Here is a 16,717-nt window from a genome sequence, read left to right on the forward strand (position 1 = left end):
CTAACTTAAGAGTTCAACTCAAAATCGCGCACATCAACGAAGTGGCCTGTAATCGCAGCAGCCGCCGCCATTGCTGGGCTCACTAGATGGGTACGACCACCGAAGCCCTGACGGCCTTCGAAGTTACGGTTAGAGGTTGATGCACAGTGCTCACCATTACCCAACTTATCTGGGTTCATCGCAAGACACATTGAACAGCCCGGTTCACGCCACTCAAGACCCGCTTCAACAAAGATCTTATCCAAACCTTCCGCTTCTGCCTGCGCTTTTACAAGACCAGAACCAGGAACAACAAGCGCCTGCTTCACTGTGCTTGCAACCTTACGGCCTTTAACAACTGCAGCGGCAGCGCGCATATCTTCGATACGGCTGTTAGTACAAGAACCGATAAAGACACGATCAAGTTTGATATCGGTAATCGCCTGGTCCGCGTTCAAGCCCATGTACTCAAGCGCACGAGTAATAGAGTTCGCTTCATCTGCATCTTTAGCGTTCGCTGGATTTGGCACAGTGCCATCGACAGCAACCACCATCTCTGGCGAGGTACCCCAAGTCACCTGAGGTTTGATATCAGCGGCGTTGATCTCAACGACCTTATCGAACTGAGCATCATCATCAGAGACTAGATTTTTCCAGTTTGCTACAGCCGCTTCCCACTGATCCGCAGTTGGTGAGAATGGACGACCTTTAAAGTACTCAATCGTCTTATCATCAACCGCTACAAGACCTACACGAGCACCCGCTTCGATCGCCATGTTACAGATAGTCATACGACCCTCAACAGAGAGCGAGCGTATTGCAGAACCCCCGAACTCCATCGCATAGCCTGTACCACCAGCCGTACCGATAACACCGATTACATGAAGTACAACGTCTTTAGCGGTGACGCCAACACCAAGATCACCGTCTACTTTAATCAGAAGGTTCTTCATCTTCTTAGCGATCAGACACTGAGTCGCAAGAACGTGCTCAACCTCAGAAGTACCAATACCATGCGCTAGCGCACCGAAAGCACCGTGGGTAGAGGTATGCGAGTCACCACAGACAACGGTAGAACCTGGCAGAGTCATACCCTGCTCTGGGCCTACAACGTGAACGATACCCTGACGCTCATCAAGCATCTTGAACTCAACAATGCCGTACTCGTCACAGTTCTCATCCAGTGTTTTTACCTGAATACGAGAAACGGGATCGACAATTTGATCGACGCCGCCAGCTCGTTCAGTGGTGGGTACGTTGTGATCAGGCGTCGCTAGGTTAGCATCGATACGCCAAGGTTTGCGACCCGCCATACGCAGGCCCTCAAAAGCCTGAGGTGAAGTGACCTCATGAAGAATTTGACGATCGATGTAGATTAATGAACTGCCATCATCGTTCTGACGCACCAAATGGGCATCCCATAATTTGTCATAAAGTGTTTTACCAGCCATCTCTCTCTCCTGGTTGGTGACCTATCCGTAAGGATTTAAAAGTGTCTAAATTTTATCCACACCTCTTTCAATAGACAAACTCTTATTATTTATAATTTCCATTCCAAATAAGAATAGTTAAATTATTTTTAAAAAAATTAATCTTTTTTTTGTAAAGTTCAAAATATGGTCTACATTTCATTGGTAACACATAAAAAAAACAGATTAACTTTTCCTAAGAAGGGACTCTTATCCATGCTTGTACTTACACGTAACGTCGGCGAAAAATTGATTATTGATGGCAACATTGAAGTAATGGTGGTTGAAGCAGGTGGCGGCAGTGTTCGTCTCGGCATAGAAGCACCAAAAGATGTGCACATCGTTCGCGAAGAGCTACTAGAAGAAGACGAATCCTGAGATAAGTCTTTGATCAAAAAGCACCCTCTGTGGTGCTTTTTTTATGCCTATTTCAACCGCTCTCTTGTAAGCTTAGGCTTATGGATACCTCTACCCTACAAGCCTTTGTTGAGACCGCTCAGCTAGGCAGCTTCTCGCAAGCATCACAGCGACTGTTTATAACTCAGTCAGCGGTCAGCAAACGCGTGGCTCAACTAGAAGAACAGGTTGGAGCTCGGCTGTTTGATCGAATTGGCCGAACCATAGCATTGACCGATGCCGGTAAAGCACTGCTCCCCCAGGCACGCCGTATTTTGGCGGAATTAGAAGACGCCAAACGCGTCGTCGACAATATAAAGGGCGACATCTCTGGTCGTCTGTCTGTCGCAGCAAGCCACCATATTAGCCTTCATCGTTTGCCAAACACCCTGCGCAGCTTCACCACTCATTACCCTGAGGTAGAATTAGATCTTCGTTTTTACGAATCAGAGGTCGCTTATGAGGCGGTGCTTCATGGTGACATTGAACTGGCACTGATCACGCTTTCACCAGAGTCAGACCCACGTCTTTACTCGGAGGTGTTGTGGCTAGATCGACTCTTTTACTGTGTCTCTACCGACCACCCTATCGCTAAGCATGGCTCAACCGATTTTGAAACCTTGAACCAGTACCCGGGTATTCTGCCAGCACCTAATACCTTCACCTCGCTGATTGTGCACGAGCAGTTAGCCCAGCGAGGTTTAACGCCTAATTTAGGTATCAGCACCAACTACCTTGATACCATTCGTATGATGGTCAGTGTTGGTCTAGGTTGGAGCCTACTTCCAGAATCGATGATTGATAACAACCTGCATAAGGTGGTGATCGACAGTGACGCCATTGAACGGCCGCTTGGGTTTATCTACCACCGTGACAGAACACTCTCTAATGCGGCGGGCAAACTGCTCAATCTACTAAAAGAGGATGCGCAGAAGGGTTCATAACTGAATCAGGGTGAATTAGTATGAGTCAAAGAGTAAATAAGGGCTTAGCGTGAACCATCCGCTTCTAGATCAGTTCAATCAATGGCTGCAGCAGTTCGAGCAGACAGGATCTGTTATCGATACCACTCGTTTAAATGAGTGGAACCATCTAATGGATCAGTTCCAAACGCACCCTGAGCAACTCTCTAGTAATCATGCCCAGTGGATCAAAACGCTTGCTCAAAACTCCAAAGCGATGATGAGTGTAGTAGAAGCACTGCAGGATCAAGCGACCGACTCCAGTGAGCAACTGAAAAAGCTAAGAGAGGAGTTGCATCAATTCAATGTCCAGCTGCTTCTGCAACAAGCTAGTTTGCCACAGCAGATGGCACCGCTCTTGTTCACTCACACCCACTTATCGACACTCTTTAATGAGGAGCAACTCGCTAAATTTGAGCAATTAAAATCCTCATTGAACACTCCTCAGTTTGAAAAACTTAACCAACTGATCGAATCCTTTATGCAGTGGCAGCAAGCAGGCCAAACACTGACCGAAGAGATGAATCAAATTACTGAGCAGGCAACGCAGACCTGGCAAGAGCAATTCGATGACTCACTCTCTGCCAAGGATCAGATTGAGCTCTGGGGTAAGATCTACGACAACACCTACCAGGTTCAATTCCAAGAGCCATCGATGCAGCTAGCGCAAAGCGGGTGGCTGAATGGATGGGCCGATCTAAAACTTTCTTGGAAACAACTTCTGACGCAACTGACAGAACAAGCGGGACTCCCCTCACCTGAGCAACTCGATCGCCTGATTGAACAGCTCGATCAACAACGCAGACGCATTCGACAGCTAGAGAAGCGACTCTCTGCCCTAGAATCAGGTGATCACAATGGCTAATCGGCATAACCAAGCCCTGCTCGATTCACAAAAAGAGCTGGCTAAGGCTATGGCGGTACTCAGTGAACTCCCCCCTTTGGAGGATAGCTCACTGAAAGCCGAGGTTGTGTTAACCCTCGATAAGATGAGACTACTGCACTTTAAACAGTCTGGACGACGCAGACAGCCACCGCTGATTATCTGTTACGCGCTGGTTAATCGACCCACTATTCTCGATTTAGCCCCCGATCGCTCTCTGGTTCAGGATTTACGTGCCAAAGGGCGTGATATCTATCTGATCGATTGGGGTTATCCTGATCTGTGTGATCGACATATTGGACTTGATGATTACATTGGCGACTATCTAGATAGCGTCGTACAGTGCGTTATAGAGCGTTCCGGTTTTGAACAGATTGACCTAATGGGCATATGCCAGGGTGGCGTATTCTCTCTCGCTTATGCGAGTTTAAAACCAGAGCGTGTTCGTAAACTGGTCACTTTGGTCACACCCGTGGAAACTGATGTCGAAGGGTTTACCCTTAGCGAAATGGTCCGAGAGACGAACATTGAACAGCTGGTCAAAGCCTATGGAAACCTTCCTGGTCAGTTTCTCAATCAGATCTACGCTGCGCTTAAACCACTGCAACTGGGTGTCGTAAAAGAGATGGGGCTGAGCCGCTCGATTCAAGACGCGACAAGCGCCGAGCTATTCTTACGCATGGAGCAGTGGATCAATGACAGTCCTGATCTAGCAGGCCGGGCCGCTATAGAGTTTGCAGAGACGTTTTTTAAAGGGAATGGACTGATGCAAGGATCATTCTATGTCGACTCCAAAGCCGTAAAACTAACCTCCATTCGATCTCCCATTTTGAATATCTTTGGCACTAAAGACCACTTGGTACCACCTGCCTCAAGCCAAGCGTTACAAACAGCCATTACTCCCAACACCCCCTACCAAGAGCTGGCTCTCCCTGCCGGCCACATCGGCGCCTTCATCAGTGATCGCTGTCGTGGCCAAGTGATTGATGCCATCGAGACGCACTTGAGCCAAAAATAGCAAAAGCACTCATTTTTTCGTAAATCACCAAATACCAGGATTGCAAAAAGGTTCAACACACTGTGGTTTGTTGGTAGACCTTGGCAGAGCTTTGCCATCCAATGATAAAGCCAACCACCCCTGCGGCATGGAAAGCATGTATGGAGCCGGAAGCTGTTTCTCACTGATCGATTGAAACCCCAGTTTGGAGTAAAAATTGGGGTCGCCATAAGTAACCAGAAATGGGTAAGACGCCTCCTTCAACTGCTCGATTGCAAATCTGATTAGATTTTGACCGACCCCCTTACCTTGAGCCTCAGGAATTACAGCCATCGGTGAGAGAAGTAAGCCATGTATTTGATCGGTGTAGATAAACTTCGAGAATAGCACTGCCCCAAGAAGCTGATCATCCTCAAGAGCCATAAAGCACAGGACATCTTCTTCTGGCAGGGTAAATAGATCAGTAACCAGCTCACGAATTAATGCGCCTTCACCCTCACCCTCACCCTCACCTTCGGATGCGGAAAACGTTGTTAAAAACAGACCCGGAATGTCAGCAGCATCCGACTTAACTCTTTTGATGAAATCCATCATTTGTGACCTACCTTTTTTCTAACATGGTGAGAATATTAGAAGCATTCACTTACAACAAGCCAACGCTAAACGGTACATGACTAATGTGACATATTGAACTTGTTTCAAACTCTGATCGTACATCACAGTGATTTAAAACCCTCACATAGGAGTACTAAGTTGAACCCAGCCCCTCACGAACTGGATATGCTGATAACCAGTATCTTTGTTTTTGCACTGGTTTTGTTCATGGTGTTTGTTGTTTTGAAAGACCTTGTCCTTCCAAGCAAAATGAACAGATTTGGTGTCTTTTTAACAGTAGGCGTTCTACTAACAGCACCTGCGGTTTTCGTTGCGAAAAATATTTACGTGGTTTTCGCTTCATTTAACCTGTAAGGCATTTATCGACCTGCAAAGAACGCACTGTGAAGGTGGATAAAACTCGAGTAACGATGATCTGAAAGATGTAGGTAGTCGGGTTCGCCTTCACAATTTACCAAACAGGTAGACATGTTCGCGTTGCGTCCAGCCTCTAGATCGTATTTGTAATCACCCACCATCATGATGGACGGGTTAGGCAGAGAAAAATTCTTTGCAATTTCATTCAATGCAGTTGGGTCTGGTTTGGGCGCTGAATTTTCACGAGTATACACAAGCGAAATCGGTATGTTGTTTTTCGCAATCTTCTTGTTAGAGGAGAACTCAGAGTTTCGAGTCAAAATAGCGAGAGGCATTCCCGATGTCTGACATTGATCGACAAACTCTTTTGCACCAGGAAGCCATTCAGAAAGTTCTGCATCCTCAACTTCGTGTTGGTGGATAATCGCTTCGGCGTCAGCCCTCTCTGGCAATGAAAGTGTTTCAACAAAACTCAACACATCTACATCAGCTGGACACCCGATATCCAAACGAATTTGATTGAAATCCAGTGTGGATGTCACAAGCGTTCCATCAAGGTCAAAAACAATACCGCGTATATGATTCAATTTAAGAGTCCTCAATTTATGATTTGCTTACGTAAATGTTCAGAACAGTGATCAATTCTCAAAGGCCAATAGTGTTAAATACTCCTCAACATTTCCAAAGCTGGCCTATTTTTTGCATTTGTTTATTGATGTTTCCTAATTCCCTACTAGAGTCAATAGATGCGAAACCGACACTTGATAAACCGTCTGATTGAACTGTCAAAAACAGCAGATCATCACGATATTCTGAGTAAGATCACACAGGCTTTCAGCGAAGCCTATTCACCCTCTCTGGTTTTTGTAGGTGTGTTAGTTGATAGCCACGCTGAGCTGATTGAAGGCCATGCCGCTTTTCGTGGGGAGGAGCCTTCTGAACCCTGGGTGTACTGCATGACCGATCAACCCTGTGCACTGGTTTATAAAGGGAAAAAGGTCTCTATACCCTGTGATGTCCAGAAAGACTTCATCAAAAAAGAGGGTTCAGGATTAGAGAGCTTTCTTGGCTTACCGATCAACCACCCCACTGCGGGTACCCTAGCTCAGTTTGCCGTCTATGACAGTCAACCCAATCACTTTGATGACATCAAAGAGGAGACCCTCTGCCTCCTTCAAACGCTCATTGAGCGGGAATACTGGCGAATTCATGCGTTGCGTGCAGAACGTGTCGTTGACCTATTCAGCGACCTAGAAATCGGCATTCACCGCACCGAGACTGCAACCGGAAAAATTGTTGAGATAAACCCTTATCTGTCAGAAAAAACAGGGATTAAGATTAATGCTCAACAGGCTGTGCCAATCTGGGAAATGGATCTACTCAGCTCAGAGAACCAGATCAAGAATAGGGTTTTTGACCAAAACTTGTCTCATGAGTCCCTGTATAAGCTAGATGATGATCGTCAGTTCCCTGTTGAAGTGAGAACGATTTGTAACCCAGCGGACAGTCTAATGAATGAACATTGGGTAAGCGTGGTACTGGATCAAACAGAGCGATTAGCCAGAGAGAAAGAGCTCAGACTTGCGTTAGAACAACTCAAAGCTAAACAGGAACAACAAAAACAGTTTTTCGCAGTGGTTGGACATGAATTGCGTACCCCTATTGCATCGATCAACATGCTACTTAAAGATGAATCGATACCCCGCGAAGAGATCGATACCTATTTAAAATCGACTGCCAGCAACTTACTCGATGTTTTAGAAGATCTTCGCTTTATTGGCGAACCAGAAAAACGAGTAGTTCAATTTAAAACAGCAACTCCGGAATCCATTATTCAATGGTGTTTGCGGATCGCTTCATGGACTTCTGCTTCAACGCCAACAGCAATTGACTCTCAGCTTACAAGAGAGCGGTCAATTTGTACTGCCTGTACAAGCCATTCGACAAATCTGCACAAACCTAATCAAGAATGCATCGATTCACAGCGGGGGTAACCAGATTGCTGTCTCTCTGACACATGCAAGCGATCAAAACCTGTTGCAAATCGTTGTTGAAGATGACGGCGTAGGCATCCCTAAAGAAGCATTAGAGGATCTATTAAAGCCATTTAATCGAGGCAAAACAGACGCGGACGGTACAGGACTTGGGTTGTACATCGTAAAAGAGATTGCCAATGCTATTGAGGCTAAATTGGACTACAGCACTTCAGAACTAGGGGGTGCAAAATTCATACTGGAATTTGCCGTTAATGAACCTGAGATTAAAAATTCATCGCAGATAAGAGATTCAATCAACTTTTCAGACATGCGAATTCTGATAGCAGAGGATAATAAGACGCTTCAGCTACTGACCCAAAAGATGTTAAGTAAAGTTGGTGCACATGTAGAGGTTGCTGATAACGGTCGTGATGCGTTGCAGCTTGTAAAAAGAGATAGTTTTGATCTGGTGATTACGGATCTGAACATGCCAGAAATGAATGGCTTAGAACTGATCGAGCAACTCACGAAACAAGATTTCAAAGGGACGATTTTGGGATGCACGGCAGCGATTACGGGTAATGAGACAGAGCAGATGATAATTAAAGGCGCCAAAGAGGTTATCCCCAAGCCGATCTCATTGGATCAGATAGAACAGGCACTTAAGTAACAAAAAGAGAGCAAAAGCTCTCTTTTTTGTCGAATGAGAAACCAAGAAAAGAGCTATTTCTCCTCTTTCTCACCCTCTTGTTTAGCCGTTGGATTGAACATATTCCAGAAGGCCATGTTCTGATCCGTCAATTTGTTCATCATCGTTAATGGATTGGCTGCGCCCATCATCGTCTCCATCTGATCACGGATACGATCTTGGTGCTCTAGGAAGGCGCTGATGCTCTGTTCTAGGTACTGGCTCATCATGCCCTGCATGCTATCACCGTAAAAGCGGATGAGTTGCTGAAGCACCTGATTGGTTAGCAAGGTACCACCCCCATCAGCCTCTTGCTCAGAGATGATTTGCAGGAGAATGTTGCGCGTTAAATCTTGGCCTGTTTTAGAATCCTGAACCTGAAAGGTCTCACCGTTCATTACCAGCTGCTTTACATCTTCTAGGGTAACGTAGCAGCTGCGAGATGTGTCGTAGAGACGGCGGTTTGTATATTTACGAAGAATGCGCACAAAAGTACCTCAACAATTATTTATCGTTCTTATCGCTAGTGTTGCTGGTCATCATTCCGAAGAAAGCCTTTTGCATGGCCTCCATCGAATTTAGGCCTGAATTTAGATAGGGCTGCATTAAAGAGAGAGCGTCATAACCATCTGCGCCATTAAGCATCTGCTGTCTAAACTGTTCAACTAACTCTTTTTGAATTTCGGACACATCGGGTAGACCTAGGGTGCGGCGAAACTCTTCTGGGGTTAAATCAACATCTACACTGATTTTCATAACGATCTCCATGCAGCACTTTTAAGAAGCCTGTAGGCTTGAGCATAACGCGTTTATTTTCGCACTGCAAAAAAACCTTTTTAGCTATTTTGCTGCACTTTTGCCGGCAACTTTCCGAAGGATATCAACAACAGAGCTACGAGACTGGCCGCCGCCGCAAAGATGAAACTAACGCCAGAACCGAAGTGGTGCCAAAGGTAGCCGGCAATGATGGAACCAAACAGACCACCCAAACCAAAGCCGAGACTAGAGTGCAGAGCCTGCGCCCTGCCCTCGCTTCCAGCGGGAAAGAGCTGCTGCACAATACGAATACCACTGGCATGCAGCACCGCAAAACTGGCCGCATGTAGCAGTTGAGAGAGTATGATCATTAACAGTGAGTCAGACAGGGTTGCCATCATTAACCAGCGCAGCACTGCCAGCATTAAACTCGCCATAAAGACACTTACGAGCGAAAAGCGTTGCCACAATTTGTGCAACACAGCGAACATCGCTATCTCAGCCAGAACACCTAAAGACCACAATAAACCTATGGATAAGCCGCTGTACCCCTCTTGTTGCAGCAAGAGCGTGTAAAAACCGTTGTAGGGGCCGTGAGCCAATTGTGCAAAAAAGATCAGCGCAAAGAACTGCATCACTTCAGGACGTCTCATCACCTTTGCAACAGAGACAGATTTGGCTGAATTGATCGGTGCGGCAGCCGGCTTGGGAACCGTCCAGGTTGCAAAGTAGATAGCAATTAATACCACCAACAACCCAATAGGCACCCACTCGATCTGATCGTCTATGAACAACTCACCACCGATCAAGGTAGCCGCTATGAACCCAACGGAGCCCCACAAACGAATTTTCCCATAGCGATCTCGCTTCTCACCTAGATGACTTAAGGTCACTACTTCAAATTGCGGCAAAATCGCATTCCAGAAAAATGAGAAGCAGAGCATCGCAAGCAGCAGCGGCCAAAACCCCTCAATGAACAGCACCGGAATAAAGGCTAATACAGCCAGCAGCGCACCCAGTTTAACAACCCGCATGCGCTCCATATGACGATCGGCCACATAGCCCCAAATGCTGGGAGCATAAAGCCTAGAGAGGTGAAACGCGCCCAACAGGAGTCCAATCTCCTCAGCATTGAAACCTTCATGACTCAGGTAGGGAGCCCAAAAGGGCATCACCACCCCTAACAGCGAGAAGAAGGTGTAGTAGAAAAGCGAAAGTCTCAGCTCAAGGCGCATCGTTAACTACGCTCACCAAGTAAGAGGCGTAGTCCGAACATCAGATAAACAGTTCCACTTAAGCCATCTAAGGCTCTGATCACACCTCTATTGAACAGAAGATGACGGGCTCGATCGACACCTAATACCAAACCACCCTGCCAGACCATGGCAATACAAAAATGGATTAACGCCATCATCAGAGACTGCAGTAATGGTGAATAGCCCGATACCAGAAATTGCGGTAACAGAGCCATATAGAAGAGTAAGGTTTTCGGGTTTAACAGATTGTTGAGAAAACCTTGGTAGAAGGCCGAGCGTAGAGCGCTTTCATTAGTAGCAGTTTCCAAAATCAATGCGCGTCCTCTGAACAGATCTTTAAACGCTTGCAGTGCAAGATAGATCAAATAGCCTGCTCCTAACATCTGCATGTAAAAGAACAGTGTTTCTGAACTGGCCAGAATGGCAGCCACGCCTAATGCACTCAATGTTCCGTGCACAAACAGCCCCAAGCAGATACCAAGACTGGCTAAAAACCCCTGGCTTCGACTGCCTACAGAGCGTCGCAATACCATCATCGTATCGACACCGGGGGTCAGTGTTAATAGGGTAATGGCCACCAGAAACGCGGCCCAAGGGAAGAGTTCAAGCATTAAAAAAGCCCAGTGCGATAACAAGTTTTCGTTATAACATCTGGGCTTGATGGGAGCTAGTCGATATTAAGAGAAATCGAGCGGACGCTCTCCATTTTCGTCACGGATCCATGTTGGCAGACCCATGTGGTTAAGATGATTCAGGAATGGACGTGGATCCAACTCCTCTACGTTAACCATCGTTTTACAATCCCATTCACCCGTCGCAATCAATAACGCAGCTGCAACCGGTGGAACACCAGCGGTGTAGGAGATACCCTGGCTACCGACCTCATTGTAGGCATCTTTATGGTCAGCAACGTTGTAGATGAACACTTCACGCTCTTGACCATCTTTAGTTCCTTTCACCTGATCACCTATACAGGTCTTACCGGTGTAGTTGGGTGCAAGTGACGCAGGATCTGGAAGACAAGCTTTAACCACTTTAAGAGGGACAACACTCTGCCCTTCAGCCGTTTCGATTGGCTGCTCAGAGAGAAGACCCAGATTCTTTAGAACCGTGAATACGGTGATGTAACGTTCCCCAAAGCCCATCCAGAAACGTACATTAGGACAACCTAGGTTGGCTGATAGAGAGTGGATCTCATCGTGACCCGTCATGTAGCTTGTGCGCTCACCCACCACAGGCAGATCGTCAGTACGACTGATCTCAAACATCTGGTTGGTTTGCCACTGATTGTTCTGCCAAGAGTAGACACGTCCGGTAAACTCACGGAAGTTGATCTCAGGGTCGAAGTTGGTGGCGAACCAGTGACCGTGATCGCCCGCATTGATGTCGATAATGTCGACTGACTCGAGCGTATCGAAGTACTCATTTTTAGCCAGTGCCGCATAAGCGTTTACGACACCTGGATCAAAGCCACAGCCCAAAATAGCCGTGGTGCCTGTCTCTTTACAGCGCTCGCGACGTTTCCACTCGTAGTTACCGTACCAAGGTGGGTTTTCACAAATCTTAAGTGGGTCTTCGTGAATAGCGGTGTCTAGGTAAGCGACACCCGTTTCAATACAGGCTTCAAGTACCGACATATTGACGAAGGCTGAACCGACATTAAGCACGATCTCAGAGCCCGTCGCTTTGATCAATGCAACCGTCGCGGCTGTATCCATTGCATCCAGTGCATGAGCCGTTAACTTGCCATCCACCTTCATTGCACCCTTCTCGTGGATGCTGTCGATGATCGCGTCACACTTCGATTTGGTTCTTGAAGCGATCGCTATATCACCGAGGATATCGTTGTGTTGGGCGCATTTATGCGCCACCACCTGGGCAACACCACCGCCGCCAATAATTAGTACATTCTTTTTCATAAGATCGCGCACTCCGATGCGTTACTTAACACTATTAAGAGAGGTTATCGACAAAGTCCTGATAACCAAATTCACGAACAAGTTTGATCGAACCATCAAACTCTTTAATGGCTATAGAGGGCATTTTCACACCATTGAACCAGTTTTTCTTAACCATGGTGTAGCCACCCGCATCCTCTATTGAGAGTCGATCACCGGCTTTAAGCTCATGATTAAAATTAAACTCACCAAAAATATCGCCTGCCAAGCAAGACTTACCGCACAGTTGATAGCTGTACTCACCATCACAAGGTGACATACGAGCGTCCTCTCGATAGATCAAAAGATCGAGCATATGCGCTTCAATCGAGCTATCAACAATCGCTAGGTGCTTACCGTTGTAGAGTGTATCTAATACCGATACTTCGAGCGTTGTGCTCTTGGTAATGGCCGCTTCACCAGGCTCTAAATAGACCTGAACACCATAGGTTTCAGAGAAGGACTTCAAACGCTGACAGAATTGATCAAGCGGATAATCATCCCCGGTAAAGTGGATACCACCCCCTAGACTGATCCATTTCATTTTGGCAATCAGGTGGCCAAAGCGCGCTTCGATATCACTGAGCATGGCACTGAAACGCTCAAAATCGCCATTTTCACAATTGTTGTGGAACATGAAACCGGAAATTTTATCGACTACCGTTTCGATACGCTCAGGGTCCCATTCACCCAGGCGGCTATACGGACGTGCTGGATCGGCAATGATGAACTCAGAGGTTGAAATACCCGGATTCACGCGCAAGCCACGCGTCTTGTCACGGCTCTGCTCTTCAAAGCGTTCAAACTGATTGATGGTGTTGAAGATGATCTTGTCACAGTTAGCGAGCACCTCCTCAATCTCATGATCGTCATAGGCGACCGAGTAGGCGTGTGTTTCACCTGGAAACTTGTCATGACCTAATTTAACTTCATAGAGTGAGGATGATGTAGTACCGTCCATATACTGCGACATTTGATCAAACACGGACCAGGTCGCGAAGCATTTCAGTGCAAGCAGTGATTTAGCACCCGAATGCTCACGTACGTAGGCGATCTTCTCCAGGTTCTTTTGGAGTTTCGATCGATCGATAAGGTAGTAAGGGGTCTTTAACATCTTAAAGCTGACCCAGCACCGGCGTATCAACCGATACATCCGCATTTTGGCCGCGATGACGCAGCAGATGATCAACCAAAGTCAGAGCCATCATCGCTTCTGCAATGGGTGTGGCACGAATACCGACACAGGGGTCATGACGGCCTTTGGTAACCACCTCCACTTCATTACCAAACTTATCAATACTGCGTCCAGGCAGGCGCATGCTTGAGGTTGGCTTAAGCGCGATGTGCGCAATGATATCTTGGCCACTGGAGATACCGCCTAAGATTCCACCCGCGTGATTCGAAAGGAAGCCCTCTTTCGTCATCTCATCGCGATGCTCAGTCCCTTTTTGCGCAACCGATGCAAAACCATCACCAATCTCTACCCCTTTCACGGCATTGATACTCATCAGTGAGTGGGCAAGATCGGCATCCAAGCGATCGAAAATAGGTTCACCCAGCCCGACAGGAACACCCGAAGCAACGACAGAGATCTTAGCGCCCACTGAGTTACCCTCTTTGCGTAACTCGTCCATGTAGACTTCCATTTTTGCTGCAGCATCAGCATCAGGTGAGAAAAAGGGGTTATTACCCACTTCATTCCAATCAAACTGAGTGTGATCAATAGCAATAGGACCGAGTTGTGACAGGTATCCACGAATTTCAATGCCCTGCTTCGCCAGTACTTTCTTCGCAATAGCACCGGCTGCTACACGCATCGCAGTCTCACGAGCAGAAGATCGACCACCACCACGGTAGTCACGGATACCGTACTTGTGATGATAGGTGTAGTCGGCGTGAGCAGGACGGAATTGATCTTTGATGTTGCCGTAATCTTTTGAACGTTGATCAGTATTCTCGATCAGCAAACCAATGGATGTACCGGTTGTCTTACCTTCAAAAACCCCAGACAGAATCTTCACTTGGTCCGGTTCGCGACGCTGCGTCGTGTGACGTGATGTTCCTGGTTTACGACGATCAAGATCCAGCTGCAGATCCTCTTCACACAACTCAATCCCAGGAGGACAACCATCGACAATGGCCCCCAGTGCTGGGCCATGGCTCTCGCCAAAGGTGGTGATTGTGAAAAGCTTTCCGTATGTATTACCGGACATGGTCCTAATCCTTCTGTTTGAGCCTCGGCTCAGTCATTAAATAAATTCTTGGTGTGCACGAAGACTGGGCGCATCAATAACAAAGACACCATTGCCGCCCTGATCGAGCTCAACCCATATCAGTGGAAGCTCAGGGTAAGCCTGCATCAGATGCACCTCTGAATTGCCCACTTCCACCACCAGTAGCCCCTGTTCACTCAGATGACGACCCGCCTCTTTCAAAATGCGGCGAGTAATATCCAAACCATCATCACCTGAGCCTAACGCCATTTCAGGCTCATGCTGATATTCAGCAGGCATTGACGCTACATCGGGAGCATCAACGTACGGGGGATTGGTGACGATTAGATCGTAAACCTCACCTTCTAAATTGTTAAACAGATCACTGTGGACAACGCGGACACGCTCTTCCATCTCATGACGTGCCACATTGATATTAGCCACCGCAAGTGCGTCATCTGATAGATCCGCAAGATCCACCTCAGCTTGATCAAACGCATAGGCGCAAGCGATACCGATACAACCACTGCCGGTGCAAAGATCCAGAACGCGCTCAACATCCACATCGCCAAGCCAAGGCTGGAACTGCTGCTCGATCAACTGTGCGATCGGCGAGCGCGGAACCAAGACACGCTCATCAACAGTGAATGGCAGTCCCATAAACCAAGCCTCACCGGTGATGTACGGTAGTGGTTTACGTTGCTGGCAGCGCTGCTGCACAAAATCGATGACACGCTCTCTTTCTGAGGGCAGAAGTTTTGCGTCTAACAGTTCTGCTGAACTATCCCACGGAAGGTCAACCGCATTAAAAACTAACTGCAGCGCCTCATCCCAAGCGTCTACATGGCCATGACCAAAATAGACTTGGTGACGGTTCATCTCACTGAGGGTCCAGCGAACGTAATCGCGAAGAGTGAGAAGTTGTTCGATCACTGCTTGATCTGAGCTCATGGCTAACCTGATAATATCCGAATCAAAAGTTGCCATAGTTTACCTGTAATCAACATGTCTGATAAGAGTGATAAGATCAGTGATTTCGCTTCTCTAAAGGAGCTTTTTAAGGATGTGACGCCGATTGAGCAGAATCGCGCTGATATTCAACGCCCCGTCAACAAACCCGATGAGGGATCGATTGAATATCGTCGACTGGCGGCCGCCGAAAAAGAGGAGCTCATCGTCGACGGGCTAAACTCTATCCATCACGAATTACTCAGTGCCGAAGAGAGCATTCTTTTTGCCGTACCCGGTGTTCAACTGAAGTTGATCAAACGGATGCAATCGGGTCATTTAGGTTGGGATGCTGGTCTTGATCTGCACGGATTTACTGTTGATGAAGCACGCAACGAGTTGCATCTGTTTATTAGGGATTGTCGCAAGCAGGGCCTCAAATCGATACTGATCGTCCATGGCAAATCCTATACTGACCCTAACAAACCTGCCCTTTTGAAGACTTACGTCAGCGAGTGGCTGCAACAGACAGAGGGCGTGCTAGCGTTCTGCTCTGCTCAGCCAAAAGATGGCGGAACCGGAGCACTCTACGTGCTTCTTAAATCGGATGAGCGTCATAAATCCAACCGGTAAACCTTTACCCAAGGGAGACATTGGCGTATGTTTGCCCGCTTAGTTGTTAACGGGCATAAAAGGGCCCGAGAAAGGAATAGAGTCATGGAAAAAGCCTACGAAAACATCATTGAAGCGATTGGCGAAGATCTTAACCGCGAAGGTTTGTTAGATACGCCTAAACGCGCTGCAAAAGCGATGAAGTTTCTGACCAAAGGCTACGACCAGTCGCTTGAAGAGGTGGTAAACGGTGCGCTTTTCCCATCAGACAACTCTGAGATGGTGCTCGTGAAAAATATTGAGATCTACTCAATGTGTGAACACCACCTACTCCCTTTCATTGGCAAAGCCCACGTTGCATACATTCCACAGGGTAAAGTGATTGGTCTGTCGAAAATAGCGCGTATCGTCGACATGTACGCACGCCGTCTTCAGATCCAAGAGAACATGACCAAAGAGATTGCCGAAGCACTTCAAGAGGTTACCGGTGCTCTGGGTGTAGGCGTGGTGATTGAAGCGCAACACATGTGCATGATGATGCGCGGTGTCGAGAAGCAAAACGCGATGATGAAGACATCGATGATGCTGGGTAGCTTCCGATCTAACCCCGCAACACGTGCAGAATTCCTGTCACTGGTAAACTAATCACCTCAGCTGTTTGGTGTCTGACTTC

The 16,717-nt window shown here is 47.2% G+C and carries 19 protein-coding genes; 8 read left to right on the forward strand and 11 right to left on the reverse strand.

Features of this window, described 5'->3' with window-relative positions; genetic code table 11:
* Positions 1–5 precede the first annotated feature (5 nt).
* On the reverse strand, positions 6–1,430 hold the full coding sequence (gene leuC, locus XMM312_RS06605) for a 3-isopropylmalate dehydratase large subunit (protein ID WP_173488914.1): 1,425 nt from the start codon (positions 1,428–1,430) through the stop codon (positions 6–8).
* Positions 1,431–1,664: 234 nt separating this feature from the next.
* Between leuC and XMM312_RS06610 the strand changes: the two genes are divergently transcribed.
* From XMM312_RS06610 to XMM312_RS06625, 4 genes are all read left to right on the forward strand, one after another.
* Positions 1,665–1,826 (forward strand): carbon storage regulator, encoded by a 162-nt coding sequence (locus tag XMM312_RS06610; protein WP_173480830.1) that lies wholly within the window; start codon positions 1,665–1,667, stop codon positions 1,824–1,826.
* A gap of 80 nt (positions 1,827–1,906) precedes the next feature.
* Positions 1,907–2,788 carry a LysR family transcriptional regulator gene (locus tag XMM312_RS06615; protein ID WP_173480829.1) on the forward strand — a complete coding sequence of 294 codons (882 nt, stop codon included), beginning with the start codon at positions 1,907–1,909 and terminating at the stop codon, positions 2,786–2,788.
* Between the two features lie 49 nt (positions 2,789–2,837).
* Positions 2,838–3,671, forward strand: a complete 834-nt coding sequence (locus XMM312_RS06620) for a hypothetical protein (RefSeq protein ID WP_173488915.1) — start codon at positions 2,838–2,840, stop codon at positions 3,669–3,671.
* A complete protein-coding gene (locus XMM312_RS06625) occupies positions 3,664–4,707 on the forward strand; it encodes an alpha/beta fold hydrolase (protein ID WP_173488916.1) in 1,044 nt (347 codons plus the stop codon). Before XMM312_RS06620 ends, XMM312_RS06625 begins: the two co-directional genes overlap by 8 nt.
* Before the next feature lie 24 nt (positions 4,708–4,731).
* Here XMM312_RS06625 and XMM312_RS06630 read toward each other — a convergent pair whose 3' ends face one another.
* On the reverse strand, positions 4,732–5,280 hold the full coding sequence (locus XMM312_RS06630; RefSeq protein WP_173488917.1) for a GNAT family N-acetyltransferase: 549 nt from the start codon (positions 5,278–5,280) through the stop codon (positions 4,732–4,734).
* Between the two features lie 380 nt (positions 5,281–5,660).
* On the reverse strand, positions 5,661–6,245 hold the full coding sequence (locus tag XMM312_RS06635; RefSeq protein ID WP_173488918.1) for an HAD family hydrolase: 585 nt from the start codon (positions 6,243–6,245) through the stop codon (positions 5,661–5,663).
* A gap of 159 nt (positions 6,246–6,404) precedes the next feature.
* Between XMM312_RS06635 and XMM312_RS06640 the strand changes: the two genes are divergently transcribed.
* Together XMM312_RS06640 and XMM312_RS06645 are read left to right on the forward strand one after the other, a co-directional pair.
* Positions 6,405–7,652 (forward strand): hypothetical protein, encoded by a 1,248-nt coding sequence (locus XMM312_RS06640; protein ID WP_173488919.1) that lies wholly within the window; start codon positions 6,405–6,407, stop codon positions 7,650–7,652.
* Complete coding sequence (locus XMM312_RS06645; RefSeq protein ID WP_173488920.1) at positions 7,546–8,304, forward strand: response regulator; 759 nt, start codon at positions 7,546–7,548, stop codon at positions 8,302–8,304. The genes XMM312_RS06640 and XMM312_RS06645 overlap by 107 nt, the downstream gene beginning before the upstream one ends.
* A gap of 53 nt (positions 8,305–8,357) precedes the next feature.
* On the opposite strand, the gene phaR is transcribed toward XMM312_RS06645, so the two are convergent.
* The 8 genes from phaR to prmB form a co-directional block, all read right to left on the reverse strand.
* Positions 8,358–8,810 carry a polyhydroxyalkanoate synthesis repressor PhaR gene (gene phaR, locus XMM312_RS06650; RefSeq protein ID WP_173488921.1) on the reverse strand — a complete coding sequence of 151 codons (453 nt, stop codon included), beginning with the start codon at positions 8,808–8,810 and terminating at the stop codon, positions 8,358–8,360.
* 16 nt (positions 8,811–8,826) lie between these two features.
* A complete protein-coding gene (locus XMM312_RS06655; protein ID WP_173480824.1) occupies positions 8,827–9,078 on the reverse strand; it encodes a DUF6489 family protein in 252 nt (83 codons plus the stop codon).
* A gap of 80 nt (positions 9,079–9,158) precedes the next feature.
* Positions 9,159–10,313, reverse strand: coding sequence for an MFS transporter (locus tag XMM312_RS06660; protein WP_173488922.1), 1,155 nt, complete (start codon positions 10,311–10,313; stop codon positions 9,159–9,161).
* A gap of 2 nt (positions 10,314–10,315) precedes the next feature.
* On the reverse strand, positions 10,316–10,945 hold the full coding sequence (locus XMM312_RS06665; protein ID WP_173480822.1) for a LysE family translocator: 630 nt from the start codon (positions 10,943–10,945) through the stop codon (positions 10,316–10,318).
* Positions 10,946–11,011: 66 nt separating this feature from the next.
* Positions 11,012–12,253, reverse strand: a complete 1,242-nt coding sequence (locus XMM312_RS06670) for a saccharopine dehydrogenase family protein (protein ID WP_173480821.1) — start codon at positions 12,251–12,253, stop codon at positions 11,012–11,014.
* Between the two features lie 34 nt (positions 12,254–12,287).
* Positions 12,288–13,385: a carboxynorspermidine decarboxylase gene (nspC, locus tag XMM312_RS06675; protein WP_173488923.1), complete on the reverse strand. Its 1,098-nt coding sequence runs from the start codon at positions 13,383–13,385 to the stop codon at positions 12,288–12,290.
* A 1-nt stretch (position 13,386) separates the two neighbouring features.
* Positions 13,387–14,484, reverse strand: a complete 1,098-nt coding sequence (aroC, locus tag XMM312_RS06680; protein WP_173480819.1) for a chorismate synthase — start codon at positions 14,482–14,484, stop codon at positions 13,387–13,389.
* A gap of 36 nt (positions 14,485–14,520) precedes the next feature.
* Positions 14,521–15,435: a 50S ribosomal protein L3 N(5)-glutamine methyltransferase gene (gene prmB, locus XMM312_RS06685; protein ID WP_173488924.1), complete on the reverse strand. Its 915-nt coding sequence runs from the start codon at positions 15,433–15,435 to the stop codon at positions 14,521–14,523.
* A gap of 54 nt (positions 15,436–15,489) precedes the next feature.
* On the opposite strand from prmB, the gene XMM312_RS06690 reads away from it, so the two are divergent.
* A complete protein-coding gene (locus XMM312_RS06690) occupies positions 15,490–16,065 on the forward strand; it encodes a Smr/MutS family protein (protein ID WP_173488925.1) in 576 nt (191 codons plus the stop codon).
* Positions 16,066–16,149: 84 nt separating this feature from the next.
* Entirely contained in the window at positions 16,150–16,689 is a 540-nt protein-coding gene (gene folE, locus XMM312_RS06695; protein WP_173480816.1) for a GTP cyclohydrolase I FolE, read from the forward strand.
* The last annotated feature ends 28 nt before the right edge of the window (positions 16,690–16,717 follow it).

Origin of the sequence: Marinobacterium sp. xm-m-312 (assembly GCF_013283295.1) — a bacterium.
Lineage (GTDB): Bacteria > Pseudomonadota > Gammaproteobacteria > Pseudomonadales > Balneatricaceae > Marinobacterium_E.